At 45.5% G+C, this 16,358-nt stretch carries 16 protein-coding genes; all 16 read right to left on the bottom strand.

Going from position 1 to position 16,358, the window contains the following annotated elements; translation table 11 throughout:
- Positions 1 to 46 precede the first annotated feature (46 nt).
- Entirely contained in the window at positions 47 to 613 is a 567-nt protein-coding gene (xrtY, locus tag HDC91_RS06870; RefSeq protein WP_183549729.1) for an exosortase Y, read from the bottom strand.
- Positions 600 to 1,466, bottom strand: a complete 867-nt coding sequence (locus tag HDC91_RS06865) for a glycosyltransferase family 2 protein (protein WP_183549726.1) — start codon at positions 1,464 to 1,466, stop codon at positions 600 to 602. The genes xrtY and HDC91_RS06865 overlap by 14 nt, the downstream gene beginning before the upstream one ends.
- 62 nt (positions 1,467 to 1,528) lie before the next feature.
- A complete protein-coding gene (locus tag HDC91_RS06860) occupies positions 1,529 to 2,680 on the bottom strand; it encodes an XrtY-associated glycosyltransferase XYAG1 (RefSeq protein WP_183549723.1) in 1,152 nt (383 codons plus the stop codon).
- Positions 2,677 to 4,071: an exosortase Y-associated Wzy-like protein gene (locus HDC91_RS06855; protein WP_255476668.1), complete on the bottom strand. Its 1,395-nt coding sequence runs from the start codon at positions 4,069 to 4,071 to the stop codon at positions 2,677 to 2,679. Before HDC91_RS06855 ends, HDC91_RS06860 begins: the two co-directional genes overlap by 4 nt.
- Positions 4,064 to 4,918, bottom strand: coding sequence for an FkbM family methyltransferase (locus HDC91_RS06850; protein WP_183549720.1), 855 nt, complete (start codon positions 4,916 to 4,918; stop codon positions 4,064 to 4,066). Before HDC91_RS06850 ends, HDC91_RS06855 begins: the two co-directional genes overlap by 8 nt.
- Positions 4,915 to 6,066: a glycosyltransferase family 4 protein gene (locus HDC91_RS06845; protein WP_183549717.1), complete on the bottom strand. Its 1,152-nt coding sequence runs from the start codon at positions 6,064 to 6,066 to the stop codon at positions 4,915 to 4,917. Before HDC91_RS06845 ends, HDC91_RS06850 begins: the two co-directional genes overlap by 4 nt.
- Positions 6,063 to 7,337 carry a hypothetical protein gene (locus HDC91_RS06840; RefSeq protein ID WP_370576810.1) on the bottom strand — a complete coding sequence of 425 codons (1,275 nt, stop codon included), beginning with the start codon at positions 7,335 to 7,337 and terminating at the stop codon, positions 6,063 to 6,065. The genes HDC91_RS06845 and HDC91_RS06840 overlap by 4 nt, the downstream gene beginning before the upstream one ends.
- Before the next feature lie 5 nt (positions 7,338 to 7,342).
- Positions 7,343 to 8,551 carry a hypothetical protein gene (locus HDC91_RS06835; RefSeq protein ID WP_183549711.1) on the bottom strand — a complete coding sequence of 403 codons (1,209 nt, stop codon included), beginning with the start codon at positions 8,549 to 8,551 and terminating at the stop codon, positions 7,343 to 7,345.
- Positions 8,541 to 9,575, bottom strand: a complete 1,035-nt coding sequence (locus HDC91_RS06830; protein WP_183549708.1) for a glycosyltransferase family 4 protein — start codon at positions 9,573 to 9,575, stop codon at positions 8,541 to 8,543. Before HDC91_RS06830 ends, HDC91_RS06835 begins: the two co-directional genes overlap by 11 nt.
- Positions 9,572 to 10,552 carry a glycosyltransferase gene (locus HDC91_RS06825; RefSeq protein ID WP_183549705.1) on the bottom strand — a complete coding sequence of 327 codons (981 nt, stop codon included), beginning with the start codon at positions 10,550 to 10,552 and terminating at the stop codon, positions 9,572 to 9,574. Before HDC91_RS06825 ends, HDC91_RS06830 begins: the two co-directional genes overlap by 4 nt.
- Positions 10,534 to 11,478: a glycosyltransferase family 2 protein gene (locus HDC91_RS06820; RefSeq protein ID WP_183549702.1), complete on the bottom strand. Its 945-nt coding sequence runs from the start codon at positions 11,476 to 11,478 to the stop codon at positions 10,534 to 10,536. The genes HDC91_RS06825 and HDC91_RS06820 overlap by 19 nt, the downstream gene beginning before the upstream one ends.
- Positions 11,478 to 12,446, bottom strand: coding sequence for a hypothetical protein (locus HDC91_RS06815; RefSeq protein ID WP_183549699.1), 969 nt, complete (start codon positions 12,444 to 12,446; stop codon positions 11,478 to 11,480). Before HDC91_RS06815 ends, HDC91_RS06820 begins: the two co-directional genes overlap by 1 nt.
- Positions 12,447 to 13,250 carry a hypothetical protein gene (locus tag HDC91_RS06810; protein WP_183549697.1) on the bottom strand — a complete coding sequence of 268 codons (804 nt, stop codon included), beginning with the start codon at positions 13,248 to 13,250 and terminating at the stop codon, positions 12,447 to 12,449.
- Between the two features lie 3 nt (positions 13,251 to 13,253).
- On the bottom strand, positions 13,254 to 14,258 hold the full coding sequence (locus HDC91_RS06805) for a glycosyltransferase family A protein (RefSeq protein WP_183549694.1): 1,005 nt from the start codon (positions 14,256 to 14,258) through the stop codon (positions 13,254 to 13,256).
- Positions 14,255 to 15,229 (bottom strand): glycosyltransferase, encoded by a 975-nt coding sequence (locus HDC91_RS06800; RefSeq protein WP_183549691.1) that lies wholly within the window; start codon positions 15,227 to 15,229, stop codon positions 14,255 to 14,257. Before HDC91_RS06800 ends, HDC91_RS06805 begins: the two co-directional genes overlap by 4 nt.
- Positions 15,219 to 16,358 (bottom strand): glycosyltransferase family 61 protein, encoded by a 1,140-nt coding sequence (locus tag HDC91_RS06795; protein ID WP_221262121.1) that lies wholly within the window; start codon positions 16,356 to 16,358, stop codon positions 15,219 to 15,221. The genes HDC91_RS06800 and HDC91_RS06795 overlap by 11 nt, the downstream gene beginning before the upstream one ends.

Here is a 16,358-nt window from a genome sequence, read left to right as displayed (position 1 = left end):
AGAGGCGCCTTGGCGCCTCTCTTTTTTTGTAAGTATTTTTATGATTTTATGCTTTGCGGCGCATCAGCGCCTTATCCTGGTAGCGGGTGTAAAAATAAAGGCTTAAAGCAATCAGTATATAAATTACAATATTGAAGATGGTGTGATGGTCTGATATATACACGGTTGTATACCGCCAGTAAAGCGATAGCAATATAAACCGCGCCAGGTTAATCAACTGGATGCCTATCAAACCTGCTATAAGAAAGTAAAACTTGACCCTTAACTGCCCTGGGTAAGCAATTACAAACGCGGTGAAAAAACACATCACCCCAAAACCTAAACAATCATATCCCACATGTATAAGGTTATGGCCAATTACCAGCATTTGGTCGGCATTGGTTTTGGTTTGATAGCCAAGCAAATTCAAAATAGCCGAGCTGCTTTGTATCAGTACGTACCGCAGCCAGTCGATGAAATTCAGGTGCTCATCTAAAAACGGGGAATACAGTTTTCCGGTATGCGATGTAATGCCGAGGTATGCAAAGTAAAAGCCATAAAGTAAACCAAACGCAACCGGCAGCGTAACAGCAAACTTTAACGCGGGGTTTATTCCGGGCTTATTCGGCTTCATTTTTTCGTTGTTTTAAAAGTTCGTCTATTTTGATATCCACTACCAGCCTAAACCAAAAGCCTTGCATAAAATGGAAAATAATACCCGTACGGCCATCAAGGATGCCCAGCTTAAAAATAAGGCGATAGCCGAAGTATAGCGCCGGCCGTAAGTAGCGGGGTAGTTTCCACCAGCGTTGCTTAAGCCAGGCGGTACGTTCATTTGGCGGACCCCAAAAATGTGCCTTAACCGTTTGTTGCCTTAAACTAAGCAGGCGTTCCATTTCTTCAAAAGCCAGCAGGTCGCTGTATTTATTATGCTTCTCTATCCAAAAACTTATCTTGTTTTCCTTTAGGTTTTCTTCGAGTATATGGCCGTTCTTCCAGGTAATGGTGTTGCCCGGAACAACTAAACGGTGGTCCATATTCTCGTTAGTGTCCGAAAATCCGATGCCGTACCGTATCATTTTTAACAGGTAGAACGGGTAGTAACCGCCATGTTTTATCCACCGGCCCTTAAAAAAATTTTTCCGGTTAAAATATATCCCGTTAATATCCTTGTGTTCATCCTCGCTAAAGTTTTTTAATAACGTAAACAGTTCAGGTGTTACTATCTGGTCGGCATCCAGGCAAATCACCCATGGGGTTTTTACCTCGAAGGCCGTCAGGGCGAAATCCCACTGTTTGGGATGGTTTTCAAACGCGTGGTACAATACGGTTGCCCCCGCTGTTTCGGCGATACAAAGGGTTGCATCGGTGCTGCCCGAATCAAGTATAAACGTTTCGGCATTTAACCCCGCTATCGAGGCCAGCAGCCTGGGCAGGTGCATCTCTTCGTTATAGGTAAGTATGATGAATGAATACCGCGGATCCAATTTAAAATCGCTTTAGGTAAAATATAATTGAAAGTATAAGTTATTAGCCTGTTAAAAAAGTTTTATGATTGCGGCCTATGGGTTTTGATATTTTGGTACAGCCGGATGTATTGCAGCAGCAGCTCGTCCCCGGTAAAGTCAGTCCGAACGCGCTGCGGCGCCGTTTCCCGTATCCTGGCTAAATCGGCGCCGTAATTGGTGGCTATTATATTTATCATCGCGCTTACCGAGTCCGCGCTTGTTTTACATATCCAGCCCAGCTTATTGTTGGCAACATAATCTGCAAGGCCCACTTGCCCGCTTATCAGCACTGCTGTGCCAACACTCAGGCTCTCAATCACCACATTTCCAAAGTTCTCGTCGTGCGAGGGCAGAACCAGCAGGTCGTGCCCCTGCAGCAGGTTAAATTTGTTGTCGCCGTAGAAACCAGCCCATGTTATTTTGCCGGCTATCTCGGAGTTGGTTACCGATGCCTTTAACCGCGCTATATAAGCTTCTTCGCCAGTCCCCGCAATGGTGAGGCTAAAGGGCGCTTTAACATTGTTAAGTGCTTCAAGTAAAATATCGAGCCCCTTTTTTTCCTCGATGCGCGAAAAAAACAGCAGCTTCAAAACCTCGGGGCTATCGCGGTGATCCCCGGCAATAGCGGCATTCAGCTTTACATAATTGGGTATGGTGGTGATGGTTAAAGGCTTCGCGAGTTTAAGTATGGCCGTACTTTCGTTTGCCGAGGTAACGTGGAAATGGCATTTAGATAAGAGCCGTTTGCCTAACAGATCATGGATAAGCTTTTTTTTGCCGGAGTTTTTATTGGTGAAAGCATAATTGCTTAAGGTACCCCTGGGCGACAATACAACCTTTATGCTTTTTTTTATAGCGATAAGACACGAAAATATCGATACCAGGTTCCACCAGGCATGTATATGTATCACATCAAACTCGTTGGCACGTTTCCACAACGCTTTTAATAATGCCGGCGAAAAATGCGTATGGTCTTTGGTGAGGCGTGTAAAATAGGTTACGGGTACTCCGTCAACAACGGCTGGCTTGTTAGCTTCCACGGGCAATTCGGCAGGCCCGTTTGCAGTAGTAGCAAATACCTCGGCATTTACACCCGATTTAACCAGGGCCTCGCACAGCATAGCCACCGACATAGTGGGGCCCCCGTAAATATAGGCTGGTTTATACGCGGCAATAATGTGCAGTACTTTCAAAACCGTTTTAAAATATTGATGCGCAATAAAACTTTTTGAATGAGGAACATGGTTACATAGCTCCAGAATACCGAGTTTATTAAAAACTCAAAGCTTAACCCACGCCATAGTATTTGAAACAGCCCGCTGAATATTAATGCCGTACCTAAAATATACCCGCCAAAAAGCCGCTCGGCTTTTATAGAAATTAGCTGCGATATTGCCCCGTAGGCAAATAAAAACAAAAATATACCAGTTGCCCCGCCTGATAAATACGCATCGACAATAAAAGCGGGCTTGGCAGATACCGTGGAAAGGGGGTTAACCACGCCGGCAGCATATACCCGTTCCATCACAAGTTCTTCGGTAATTGGTTTGCCCGGCCAAAACACACGCGGAACGATCACAATAGCGGATTGCTTTAACAGTTTGGTGCCGTAAAAGTCGATATTTTTCGGAGTGGACTGTACAAAGGTGGTGAACATGTCAATTTCGCTTAAGCGGAATGCAAAGAACGACCAATTGGAGTTGTCGGTATTATTCAAGGCCGCATCAATTGCTATTTGCGACGACTCTTCGGCATTAGCCTCGCCCGACCAGGCATTTTCGCGAAAGTTATTTACATAGGCCGGCAAAAAAATGAAAGAAATAAATAACGCCGGGACAAACACCGCGATGACGATTTTTTTATAGTTGGGGTATAAAAAGATAGCCAGCACCAGGATGCTGATAATAATAGGTTCCTTGAAACCCGAAAGAAACGCCTGATAAAGGTTAAAGAGGTATAGCACCGAGCAAATGATGGTGTTCAGCGATTTTTTTAAGGGGATGGCAAAGGCCAATGCCAGTGTGCCTGCAATAAAACTTAACGAGCTGAACTGAAAATAAAATTGAGATAAGCCCGGTACCTTAGTAAAGATGATGGAAACCGGAAAACTTACCAAAGCGATTTTAAGCAGTAAGTTAGCCAGCGTGTTTTTTTCGATGTAATATCTGTTTTCATCGGGATATTTCATGAAACTTAGGACGCCTGTAACGAAAGCGGCATGGCCCAGGCTGTAGTACCGCTGGCATTGCGCGGTGAGCATTAGCCTGTCCTGATCGATGAGCAAATGGGTATTTGTTTTTTGGAAATCTGTATAACCCAGCACGTCCATAAAGTAAAATATGGAGGTACAGCACATAAACCCGGCAAATATAATTTGCTGAATAAACAGCGGGCGCATAAGCTGCTCGCCAAAGCGCCTGTCGTCCGGGATTGGCTTTACCCAGCCGGTTAAGGTGATGAAAAATATCAAAAACGAACCTGACCAGGCTATCAGGTATGATAACACCGGGTCCGACTGGAATAACAAAGCCAGTAACCAGGGTAAATACAACACCAGATACCTTTCAAGCCCTTTTTTATTCATCAGATAAACCGGGTATGCAAAATAAATTGCCGCTTACTATGGCGGCTGAATTGATCACCGGCTCGCAGCCTACAGGTGTTATTTGATACAATTTATAATTAAGCGACTGTAAAAAGTTGCAGCAATCATGAATGCTTTGCCCGGTGCCGGGCCAGTAGTTGCTGTCGTATTCAAAAATAATGCGGGGCCTGTGCTTTTTCAGGGTATTGATTAATCCACGCAAAACGTGATATTCAAAGCCTTCTACATCAATTTTTATTAAGCTAACATTTTGCAGGCCCATAACCTCGGGGATGTTATCGCCAACTTTTACGGTTACAGCTTGTTTGGTATTGCCAAAGGTGTTATTCAAACTAAAGGTGCCCTGGTTCCAGGCGCGGTCGTCTACGCTCAATTCGGTCTCGCTTGCGGCATCAGATAATGCATAAGGGAAAACCGTTACATTACCGGCTTTATTGAGGGCCAGGTTTCTCTTTAATTTTTGCTGCAGGTATTCCAGCGGTTCAAACGCATACACCGTGCCTTCAGCGCCCACACATTGCGACATGCGGATGCTTTGCAACCCAATGTTGGCGCCTATATCAATCGCGGTATCGCCGGGCTTTAACGATATCCGAATCAGTTTGCCTGTTTCGGCTTCGTAAGTGCCTGTGCTTAAAATGGTCCACTCAATATAATTATCGGCTGTGGTATAAATGGCTATGTCTTCGGTGTTCAACCAAATAATACCATCCTTTATGTTTTGTTTGAGATCGTTTGAAGGATTCAATAAATGCGACAGGCGTTCTTTACCGGGCAGGTTCCAGTTGCGTATAAAACTCAGTTTAATGCGGTCGCTTCTTTTCATTCGGTTAATTTATTTTCGATGGCTTCGGCAATCTTTTTAAAGTTCCAATCTGCTATAATTTTACCGGAATTTTCTCCAAATTTTTCAAGAATTTTCTTTGATCTTGTAAGTTCGGTTAAACAACTCAGCAAACTGTTTTCATCTCCGCTTTTAAATATATATCCGTTGTAGCCCGGCTTTACCAAATCAATGGCGCAGCCAACTTTATCAGCTACTAAAATTGCCTTTCCGCCGGCCATCGCCTCGTTCACCGCAAGTCCCCAGGTTTCGCCCGGCCCTTTTGATGGCAGGCAAAATAAGTTGCACGCCTGGTAAATAACGGGCATTTGCTGCTGGTTTTGAAAATCAATAAAGTGAACATGCTTATTTCCAAAGGCTTTATCTTCCAGGTATTGCTTCAGGTTTCCGCTGCCGGCAAATAACAAATGTACATTACCGGCAGGTAAGTTTAAAAAAGCGTTTAACAATAACCCCGGCGACTTCTTTTCCTCCAGCTTACCGGCAAAAAGCACCAGTATATCATCGGCATCAATCCCAAGGTCATGCCTTAACTTTAGGGCCTCGGCCGTTCGGTTACCGGCAAATCGTTCGTTATCAACGGCATGCGGCGCAAAAGTAAGCCTGCTTAATTCAAAGCCGTAAGCCTCAAAATATCGCCTGTTGTTAGTACCAACGTAGAAGGCATGGTCGGCATGTTTGTAAACCCATTTCAAAAAAAGCGACCTGATAACGGATTTTAAACCGCTACGCTCATCAAGCAGGGTAGAGTCACCCCTGAAATAAACCGGTAGTTTATTTTTGAAATGCCGCATAACCCCGAGGTGGCTGCTATAAGCCCATCCGAAAACTAATAGGGCATCGGGTTGCCATGCAGCTACCTGGCTGTTAAGCGCGGGGTTTATAATACCCTTAAAATGGTGCGAACCGGGATCGGTTGATGTATTGATGACCCACTCATAAGGGTAACCATCCAACAACGGGATATCCCACTCAATTACCCGGTTAAAACCGGGGTCGTGCTTTTGCATGGCTCCTTCTCCCCAGGTATAAAACACCTTGACGCTTATATTGCCACGCTGATGCAACAGCCTGAAAACCGGCGCATAGTATTGAATAGGGTGAGTGGTAATAATGGCTAAGCGTTTCATGTTAAGTGCTTGTTTATCACGCTGTCAAACACACGGCATTGGTTTAAGGTCATTTGCTCCGCCGAATATTTTTTGATGGCATTTGTATTGTAGTGCTGCAACAAAGGCTGATGACCGATCAGGTTTAAAAAGAAGCCGTCGATGTCTTCATCGCGGATGTTTTGGTAATCATAAACATTGCGCACCCCGTACTCCTGCAATACTGTAATGGCCGGGCTAAACGGGTTAAAAACGGCCAGCAGAGGCTTTTGAGTTAACAGGTACGGGTATATTTTTGATGCCGTGTAATGCGGATCGTCAGAGCCCGGGATAAACAAGCCATCGGCACTTTGCAGGGTAGCCAACGTGTAATAATAGCTTATCCTGTCGGTTATTTCTACTACCTGGCTTTGTACATCATACTGTTCTGCAAGGGGCATTATAGTTGCCTTGCCTTTACCTGCCGAAGCGTAACTTGTACCTATGAAATATAGCCTCAGCTTGCCGTAAAGCTCAGGATTTTTACTGACGCCTTGCCGCAAAACCTTAAAAACCGGCGCAATAGCCTCGTGCATATCTGCACCGCCCCGGCCTGCGTAAACTATATTGATGCAGCCATCCTGTAAAAGGTTGCTGAATTTATGTTGATGATCCCGGGCGATTCCCAGATCTTTATCGAACGCGCCAAATGTAATGGTTTCGGCAGGCAGGCTCCTGATTGTTGGGTAACGTCCTTTAACGGTGGATATATAGGCATCCGAAACACTTATCAATCCATCCGCGTATTTTATCGCCATCGGCTCAAGGTATTTGTTCAGGCGATACGAAAACCAGTATTTCGGCGGCCTTTGCGCCGCAGGCTTATCCCGGTAATAATCAGAATGCCACGGGTCCTGCATATCAATAACATAGGGGATGCCGAACCGCTTTTTCCAGTGCGGCCCTAAAATACAAACAGGGAACTGTGTGGTTGAGAAATAAATAAGGTCAAACCGCGATGTTTTAAGCAGCTGGTCAACTTTTTTGCGGTAAAACCAAAGCGAACGCAAAGCTATACTCCCTAAGCCTAATTTCGACGTCCATTTTTTTTTCAGCGCCTTTACTTTGTGGATCTTTATCTCCTGGGGGACACTTTGCAGCAACAGATCATCTTTTGCCATATCCACATATCGCTCATCAACCGTTACCACCTCAGCGTCCCAGCCAAACGCAGCAAAATAAGGCAGGCTCATGCGTACGCGCTGCATATCCGCGGCGTTTACCGGGGGGAAATAAGGCGAAATAATAAGCACCCGTTTCAAGCGGTAATGGTTTTTTTTATGATCGTTAAAAATTTTTTGCTTTCCGTTTCCCAGTTAAGGTTTTCATGGGCGGCCTGTATCGAAGCTTCTTTCGCCTCTTTAAGCGCTTGCCGGTTTTGTTGATAAAATAAAAGCGCATCGGCCAAAGACCGGGCGGCGGTATTTTGATACAGTTTACCAACAGCAGGATAGGTGCTCAATAACGCGGTTTGGGCAGTAGTGTTACTGGCAACCACTGCAAGCCCCGCCTGCATATAGGTAAATATTTTGTTAGTTAAACAAATATCGCGGTTGTATGGCGTGCTGGTTTCGGTTGCCAGCCCTATATCAAATTGCGATGCAAAAAAAGGCAGCTCATCCGGGTGTACGGGCGCATGAAAATGCAAATAGCCTGGATCGCGCAATTGCTGTTTAAACCGGTTATCGCAATAACCTAACAGATGCAGCTCGAAACCGCCATCAAGCATAGTTAACGATTCTATAACATTTTCTAAGCCACGGCCGGGGCCAACCGTTTGCGAAAACCAAAACAGTTTGATCGGGGTGGCATCATTTTTATCATTGCCGGCTGTTAAAGTCATTTTATTGAACACATTTAACAACGTTTGAGGGTTGGATAAAGGATAAAGCTGCCGGTAAGCAGCGGCGATCTGCGGGCTGCCCGCGGTTAAATAATTTACCTGGGGGATGTACTTATCTTCTACCCAGGTTTTTAAAATCACATCAGCATCGGTCTCGTCATCGGTAACTTCTTTACGGTGAAAATCTTCCGCATCAAAACCGCAGGGCTTTTGATGTTTTTTTGCTGCCTTTACTGTAGCGGGCAAAGCGCCCAGGTTATGCCCGATATATAGATCGGCGTGGTGCTTTTTGGCTTCGACCTGCAAAAAATAACTTGCGCGCGCAACGGCGGCATCGGCAAAGTACCTTAACCTGAATTTTTTTGCCAGCGCGGCAGCCACCCTGAATATAACGCGACTTATAAAATAAGTGACAGCATTTTGATCGGGATGCCCGGCGGCCCTTACGGCTTTCCATTTTTTGGAAGCAAGTAACTGCTCGTCGGTTTTGGTGGCCCAATGGTTCCAGTAAGCATAAATTACCAGCACATCATACCCGTGTTGGGCGAGTGTATCAGCTTCTTTAACCATCCGGGGGTTTAACGAGGGCTGTCCGGATGTTATGATAACTATCTTAGCGGCCAATATTATTTGCGGTTAATTCAAGATAAGCTCGGGCTATCCTACCGATATTAAACCTGTCCCGTGCGTGTTCCCGGCATGCCCTGCGATTTATCGTGCCGAGTTTACCAACAGCTTCGATCATTTGATTTTTGGTAGATACCACATTACCGGTAACCTCCTCATCTACAACCTCGGGCACGGCGCCGCGATCGAACCCGATAACGGGCGTACCGCAGGCCATTGCTTCTATCATTACGATACCAAATGGCTCGTCCCACTCAATGGGGAATAAAAGCGCCTTCGCTTTTCCCAGGTAATTGTTTTTTTGCCGGTCGTTTAGTTCGCCAAGGTATATTACCTGCTTATTATCTATCTGCGGTTCAATTATTTCTTTGTAATAGGCATAATTATCAGCGGTAGATGGGATGTTGCCACCTATCCATAGTTTTGACGACGTGGCCTTAGCAACCTCGATAGCGGTATGCAGGCCTTTAATTTTGTCCAGCCGCCCCAAAAACATAAGGGGGGCGTGTTCGTCAAATTCTTCGGTTAATTTGTATTCCGAAAAATTGACGGCGTTATAAACGGTAGCCCATTTACCGCTTACGTTACCTGTTGATACACAATAGTTGCTGCACCCGGTGAACACTAAATTTTTGACTGGGAGCGAAGTTATCAGTTTTATCCCCTTCACTGATACTTCGCGCTGATACGACATGATCTTATGTACCGGTTTGTTAATTACCGGCAAAAGATATATCAGCCTGCCGAAATTGTGGATAAGATCGAATTTTTGGTGGTTGCCCCACAAAAACTTCCATACAAATAAAATTTCTTGATAGCCGGCAACTTTAGATCGTTTTGCATTATCGGCCCCAAAAGTAATTGTAGTGCCGCTGCAATGCGAGCCTGTTCCGGCAAGCAGGGTAACCTGGTGCCCCTGTTTATGATACTCTTCGGCCAACAGGTAAACAATACGCTCGATGCCCCCATATAAAAGCGGGGGCACAGGTATCCCGGGATTCATGATCAGCAGTATCCTCATTTCAGTTCGGCGGTCACTGTGTTATAAATGTCCATATACTTCCGTGCACATTGCTCAAGCGTTAAATTTTCCAGAATATAATCCCGTGGTTTAAAGCTTGATAGGCTGCCGAGAAAAATGCCCAGCTTTTCCTCAATATCGGCTGCGGAGGTGAATTTTACACCGCACCGTTCGTCCCAATAAGGCACGGAACTTACGGGCGCAAATTTCACTTTATCAGGATAGTAATAGGGGTCAAGCCAGTAACCGCCCCGGTCCCAGGCTAATATCGGGGTGTTGGTGGCCAGTATTTGCTGGTAGGCAAGTCCTTGAGTTTCGCTCTCAGATATATATATAGCTGCTTTGCAATTGTTCAGGCTCTGGAGCAGCTGTTGCTGGGTATAACCGCCGTATCGGATAATGGTAAAGCTTAAATTATTTTTACGGAGCAGGGCTAAAGTTGGGTCAATAATGGCGGTATTATGCCGGCCATGGGTTTTATCGTAAATTAAAAAGTCGGTTCGTTTTTCGCCGGAAGATGGCTTCCATAATTCGGTGTCTATTCCTGCCGGCCAGGCCAATACCTTTTGTTGATAGTACGGCTCAAACATTTTCCGCATCCACTCACCCGGTACCAGCACGTATCTAACGTTTGGATATCGCTCAAACAGATCGGGGCACTCTATCGGGTGCGAGTAAATACCGGCGCCGAATATCACGGGGTTAAGCCACTTTTTTTCGAATAAAATATGCGGCTTCCCAATAATACAAGCAATCTCTTCGGGATGTTTTTTTATGTACGCATAATCGTTAAAACGGTAGGGGATACCCAGGCGTTTAAGCCCTTCCATCAGATTTATGGCAACCATAGCTACCCCGCCGGGACGTTGCTTACCGCGTATAAGCCTGCGAATGGCCCTGCGTGGGTAACGGTCAAACGGTACCCAGCGGTCCGGGTCTGGTTCTTCGTAAAAAATATTCAGGGGCTTTGTTTCCATCCGTATTTTATGATGCGCCTCACGCGCAAAAGCCTTTCAGTGATGTTGAACCCAAGTTTGCTGTACATCATTCCGAGAAGGCCGCGCTCGGGAATGTTAAATTCGGGATCAAGCTCATACAACCATTTTACCACACGGTTGGCTGCAGCTATATCGTATTTAGCTATCCAGTGTGCCAAAGGCCATAGCACTGTGCACGCTGCTTTCTTATACTCCGGTTTTAATTGGCCTCTGCTATCCAGTTCCGCTAATATTTTTTGATAGATACCTAAATGCTGCGCGTTTACCGCCTTCATGCGCGCGTGGTTATAATTACCCTGCATTTGTTGTTGATGTTGTACCCAATAGCCCGCGCATCCTTCCAAAACAGCCATTTCAGGCTTCAGTAAAGCAACTTCCAATAAAAACATCCGGTCTTCGCGATAGGCAAAATCGGGCCTGCGCGGCACTTTTTCGACCAGGCTGCGATGAAATAACATCCCTAAGAAATGGCTGCCGTAGCCGTTCCCTAATTGTATCTCTAAGAAATCTTCCCAATCAGTAATTTCGGGTGCCTGGGTAATCGCTTTTAACGATTCATCGTAGTAATCAACCCGCGAACAAATTAACCGGGCCTTTGTGGTTACCGCTTTATTAAACTGCCTATCAATCGTATCCGCGCAAAGAAAGTCATCGCTGTCTAAAAAGCGTATATACTCGCCTTTCGCAACGCGGAAACCATTATTTATTGCCTTGGTTTGGCCCTGGTTTTCCTGCCTTATGGCCACTATATCTGTTTGATCTTTTAACCATTCCCAGGTACCATCGGTGCTGCCGTCGTCTACTACAATGATTTCTGTTCGGCATTTTGTATGCCGGCAACTGTTAATAGCGCGCGGCAGGCACCATAGCCGGTTATACGCGGGTATAATTACGCTTACGTCCATTAAACTATCCTATCCGAGGGTTTAACCCCGCGGGTGCCAAACAGCGCCCGGTAAACCGGTCTGAATAAATCTTTAATACTATTTTTTAATTGAGCAGGATATTGGATGCCCACTAATGCAACCATCTCCGATACAACGTTTAGCCTATTTAACGACGCTTTTGCCAGACGGTAAGCTTCCCGTTTATAAGGATAATGCTGGGTATAATATCCCAGAAAATGCACAATTGCCGGCGAAACTTTTTCAAACGGATACCAGCTTTGGTGTAACGGGTTTGGCAGTGGGGGATTTATAAGCTCACGTCTTCCGCTAATCACATCTATCCGGTAGCCGCCGGGGCAAGCCTGCGGGTCGCTCATCATCGTTCCATCGTCGGTTAGGGGCATTTGTCCGTGCAGTTGCATGGCAAGGGCCATAATAACCTCGTCATTAGGGCGGTTACGTAATCTTACAAAGCCAATCTCGTCATACGCCTTCTCTAATTTGCGGGCCGTGGTGTAAACTGTAGTTGCTTTGTCGCCTTTTTCGATATAGTATAAACCGCCGTTGAATTTAGGTATATGGGGTACGTTAAACTGCCTGCAAATGTCCTCTACATCGCCAAACCACTCCCCATGTGATATGTATGAACCTGCTACAGATACCGCACGCCCTTTAAAGCGACTGAACAATGGCGTCAACTCCTCAAATATAAGGCAATCGCTGTCTATAAATAGGGTTTGGCCTTCGGGTGCTAACTTGTCCAGATGCAGCTTTGCCGAAAAGGCCGGCCCCAATTCGCCGGGAGTTACCTGTATCCGGTTGATCTTGTTTTTTACGTCTGCCGGAATTAAATCGGGCAGGTCTGTAACCAGGTGAAATTTTATGTCAGACACCGGGTGCCAGTGTAAAAACGAGCGCGCGAGATTTACAGCCATATCTACAAAAAGGGGCTTACCGGTGGCTATGGTTAAAACGTTTTTATTCACTTACAGGCTTGCATCTATCTTATATAACGCTTTTACCTGGTCCCGATAGGCTTGTTTTGCCGGATGGTCAAAACTGATCTCACCGACGTAAAAGCCCGAGCTGTTGTGCGGTATGATCACCGGTTCTTCCTGATTGAACCTTTTATATACATCGTGCACTAAAACATCAGGGAAGTGCTTGTGATATATTTTTTTCAAAAACTCCTGATCTATGGCATACCTGTTGCTTTTTGTAAAGCGTAGCATTTTGCTTTTGAAGTTTTGACCGATGTTTTTTGTTTCCAACGCCCACATACCGGCCATTATCAATTCCGTGTGAAAAGGATGGTCCCTGATGATGTGCATTTTTTTTCCGGACGCGATCCAGTCGCCGGTCATTTGCTTTTCCCGGTCCGATGCTACTGAATCTATATCCCTGATCAGCGCGCGTGATACATTCGGATCATCTAATACCAAAAAGCGCCAAAAGGTGTACCGGAAATCAAAACCACCGCTTTGCATCACAAACAGCTCGCAGTTGTACCGCTTTATTTTTTCGAGGATATCGGCAGGAATGTCATACGCCGCATAAACCCGCAGCACCCAATCTTCGAAGTGCTGCTTATAACTTGCTAAACACGCATCTACATTATTCAGGTAGTTGGCATTGCTGCCAAATAAACAGAAGGAGATAACGTTTTTCGGATGATCCTGATACCCGTAAACGCTATCTATTTTAAACAAAGTAAAGTTGGACACCAGGCTCGAAAAGAAGTTATTAACCCTTCGTGTGATTGCCTTAGCATATCGTTTAATGGTGAACATTGCTTAGCCGCCGTGCCTGATGTAACTTATAAGCTTGGCAAAGCGCCAGCCTAACACTTTGCTCAATAACATGCTGAATTTTCCTGAAACATATTTTGGGCCCGTGTAGCCAAACTTCTTTGCCCGTTTGATAGCTTTATTTGAGATGGCCATGTGCGCAGGATAACTGGCCACGCCCAATTCCCAATAATGCCTTGCAAAAATCCTGTCGAGCAGTTTGTTATCGAAGCGTGCTTTTAAATAGCTATACTTCAGCTCGATAGCTAAAAATGTATTTTCAAAAGCCTCCGCAGTTTTTTGCGCAGATAATGATGTGCCTTTGATATACTTACGATAGTAGTTTATACCGGCAGGGCTGTACTTTACGCCCTGCGAAGCTAAAATAACCCTGCAAAAAAATTCACCGTCATCGTCGGGGCATTTAAATTCGTTCCAGTAACCGGCTTTTTTGATAAGGGCGGCCGGCGTTAACCAGGCATTTGGCTGAATCATCCCGCCGTAGCCGGGCATTACTTCGGGGCCCGTATAAAGCTTCAATAAAAAGTCGACAGGGTCATCCCAATTGGCATTATACCACTCCCTTGTTGGAGGTGAACGGTAAGGGTCTGTACCGTCCATGAAATGAACGGTGTTGCAAACCGCTATAAATTCATCGCTATTGTTCATTAAAGCTACCTGCGCAGCAATCTTATCGCTGCTTAAAAGGTCGTCGGCATCCAGAAACTGTATGTATTTTCCGCCCGCCTGTTTAAGGCCAAAGTTCCGCGCCGCACTTGCCCCCTTGTTGGCTTGCTGATAAATTTTTATACGGGTATCCGTAAATGTTTTTGCAATACCCACACTGCTATCCGTAGAACCGTCATCTACAATAATTACCTCGATATTTTGCCATGATTGGTTTAATGCCGATTGAATGGTTTCGGCAATGTGCCTCTCGGCATTATATACGGGGATAATTATCGATACCAATGGTGCTGCGGCCTTATTTAACTGGTCTTTTAAGTTCACCTTACAGTCGCCGGTTTCGAAAGACTTTTATAAAGCATCTGTATGTAGCGGTTAAAATAGTATATGACCGAGCGGGCTGCCGGCGGCTTACCATGTAGCTTCTCTATGTTCATATCGTCTTCACGCCATTTGTCTTTCCACCTTGCATCGCCCGACTTTGAGTCGCTATAAAGCCGCACAGTACCAATAGGATAGCGTACATGCTTTTTGCTCTGCCCTTTTACCAGCCTTATCCATAACTCTCCATCAACATTGCAGTTCATAGCCTCCCAAATGGGTTTGTTTGCAGATGCCTTCCAAAACGCGGAATGGGAGGCAATAAGGCCGCCAAATCTTAAAAATGCATCCTTAACCACATAAGCCTTCCAGTAACGCTGAACCACGCTGTTTTTATTCACCTGCAGCGCATCGCCATAATAGAACGACCTGCCCGAACGTATGATAGCTGTCGCTAATACAAACAATCCTTTAAAGTTGTAAAAATCATCGCTGTTTAACCACCCGTAATAATCGCCGCCGGCAATGCTAAAACCCATGTTTATGGCTTGCCCCTGGCCGCCATCGGGATGGCTTTGCCAATAACTTATCCACGGCGAATAAGTTTCTAATATGGTTTTGGTATTATCGTTACTGCCGCCATCCATTACTATAAGTTCAAGGCTGGGATAGTTTTGCAGCAGCACAGAACGTATCGCTTCCTCGATATACATTCCTTGATTATACGATGGGATAACGATGGTGAGCTTTGGCCAGCGTACCTGCGTATTATATATTCCGCTATCTACCTCGGTTTGCCACGGCCAGCCGGTTTTGTCATATATCCGCGGTAATACAGCCAGCAATCCTTCGTGCGGGTTGGGTACCGTGGGCAAGGGCAGTTTTACACCTTTGGCCACCAACCTTTCGCGGTGGGCCGGTAGTACCGCTGCCAACTCTTTTTCTATTTTCAACTTGTAATGGCTATCCGGCATGTGCTATTTCTAATTTTGCAAACAGGTTTTTTAACTTGGTTACGTTTACCCTGATATCGGCCCTTTTACCTTTACCGTCTCCCTTTATGCGCTCGCCTTCAAGGTAGCCGTATCTTAGATCAAGATGCTCTGCAATTATCCAGTAGCAGGGGTTTACCCACTCGGCCGAGAAAAGGTCAATGATGGTTGTGCCCGGCTTGCAAAATACAATGTTTGTTAAACCGGCGCCATGCGCGCCTATCACCATATTTGCGCGGGCAAAAAGCGCCGCCTGTTGTGCCACTGAAAGTTTTTCGGGGTGTATAATCTCCACTTTAAACGGGGTCAAAAAGGCGAGGACTTCGTCCTCGTTCACTATCTTTCTGCCGTGCGGTCTTTGTATGTAAATGGTTACCGGTGCCCCGCCATTATTCATCTCTTTTGCATACAATTCTCTCAGGTATAAGCATGCCCGCAACGACGGCCGGTTATTGGCCGATGCCAGCGACGGCACCAGCAGCTTTTTTGCCCGCACATGAAAACCCCAGTGATCGTTTGACGCGATGACCTTTGTATCGTCAATACCCGCGCGGACCAAAGTTTCGTTTTGGTAAGGGTTTGGAAAGTAATTGATAATAAATTTATCGATGGCGCTTAGATTGACAGCTTTTTTTAAAATAGCTATCCTTGGCAAAATATCAAACATCCAATGGTAGTAAACAAAGCTGCCCGAGGCTGCTAATACTGCGCAATACTCATCAACCTTGCTCGGGGGCGTCAGTTTAAACTGGTTAAAAATGGAATGAATATGGTTATCGAACTCACGCGATACATCTTCAAATAAATAATGATCGTCGGTGATCACCGCGCCCTGGTTACCCCACACATACCATCCGATGCCTTGCATAACAAAAGTTTGCCGGGGCGGCTCATGCAGGTTTCTTTTGAAGGCTTTATGAAGCCCGCCAATGGTTACCGGCGGTTTGCGTGTATAACCTTCTACTGTATCCTGATATAAAACCCCGTGATCCCGTTTTAACCGGTCGAAACTTATCCTGCCTGCTGGTAAATACAAGGAACCGCTGTTGCTGTTAAGCAACTTTGAAATCCCTATCAGCAGTCTTTTAATAAATAGTTTCAGCGCCGTCAC

The organism is Mucilaginibacter sp. AK015, from assembly GCF_014200785.1.
In the GTDB taxonomy this organism is placed as follows: Bacteria; Bacteroidota; Bacteroidia; order Sphingobacteriales; family Sphingobacteriaceae; genus Mucilaginibacter.
This window is presented reverse-complemented; position numbering and strand designations above follow the sequence as displayed.

Excerpts from the sequence above, each read along its gene's own strand:
- xrtY (WP_183549729.1), bottom strand. The coding sequence starts at position 613 with ATGAAGCCGAATAAGCCCGGAATAAACCCCGCGTTAAAGTTTGCTGTT.
- HDC91_RS06855 (WP_255476668.1), bottom strand. The coding sequence starts at position 4,071 with ATGAATAAAAAAGGGCTTGAAAGGTATCTGGTGTTGTATTTACCCTGG.
- HDC91_RS06850 (WP_183549720.1), bottom strand. The coding sequence starts at position 4,918 with ATGAAAAGAAGCGACCGCATTAAACTGAGTTTTATACGCAACTGGAAC.
- HDC91_RS06845 (WP_183549717.1), bottom strand. The coding sequence starts at position 6,066 with ATGAAACGCTTAGCCATTATTACCACTCACCCTATTCAATACTATGCG.
- HDC91_RS06830 (WP_183549708.1), bottom strand. The coding sequence starts at position 9,575 with ATGAGGATACTGCTGATCATGAATCCCGGGATACCTGTGCCCCCGCTT.
- HDC91_RS06825 (WP_183549705.1), bottom strand. The coding sequence starts at position 10,552 with ATGGAAACAAAGCCCCTGAATATTTTTTACGAAGAACCAGACCCGGAC.
- HDC91_RS06820 (WP_183549702.1), bottom strand. The coding sequence starts at position 11,478 with ATGGACGTAAGCGTAATTATACCCGCGTATAACCGGCTATGGTGCCTG.
- HDC91_RS06810 (WP_183549697.1), bottom strand. The coding sequence starts at position 13,250 with ATGTTCACCATTAAACGATATGCTAAGGCAATCACACGAAGGGTTAAT.
- HDC91_RS06800 (WP_183549691.1), bottom strand. The coding sequence starts at position 15,229 with ATGCCGGATAGCCATTACAAGTTGAAAATAGAAAAAGAGTTGGCAGCG.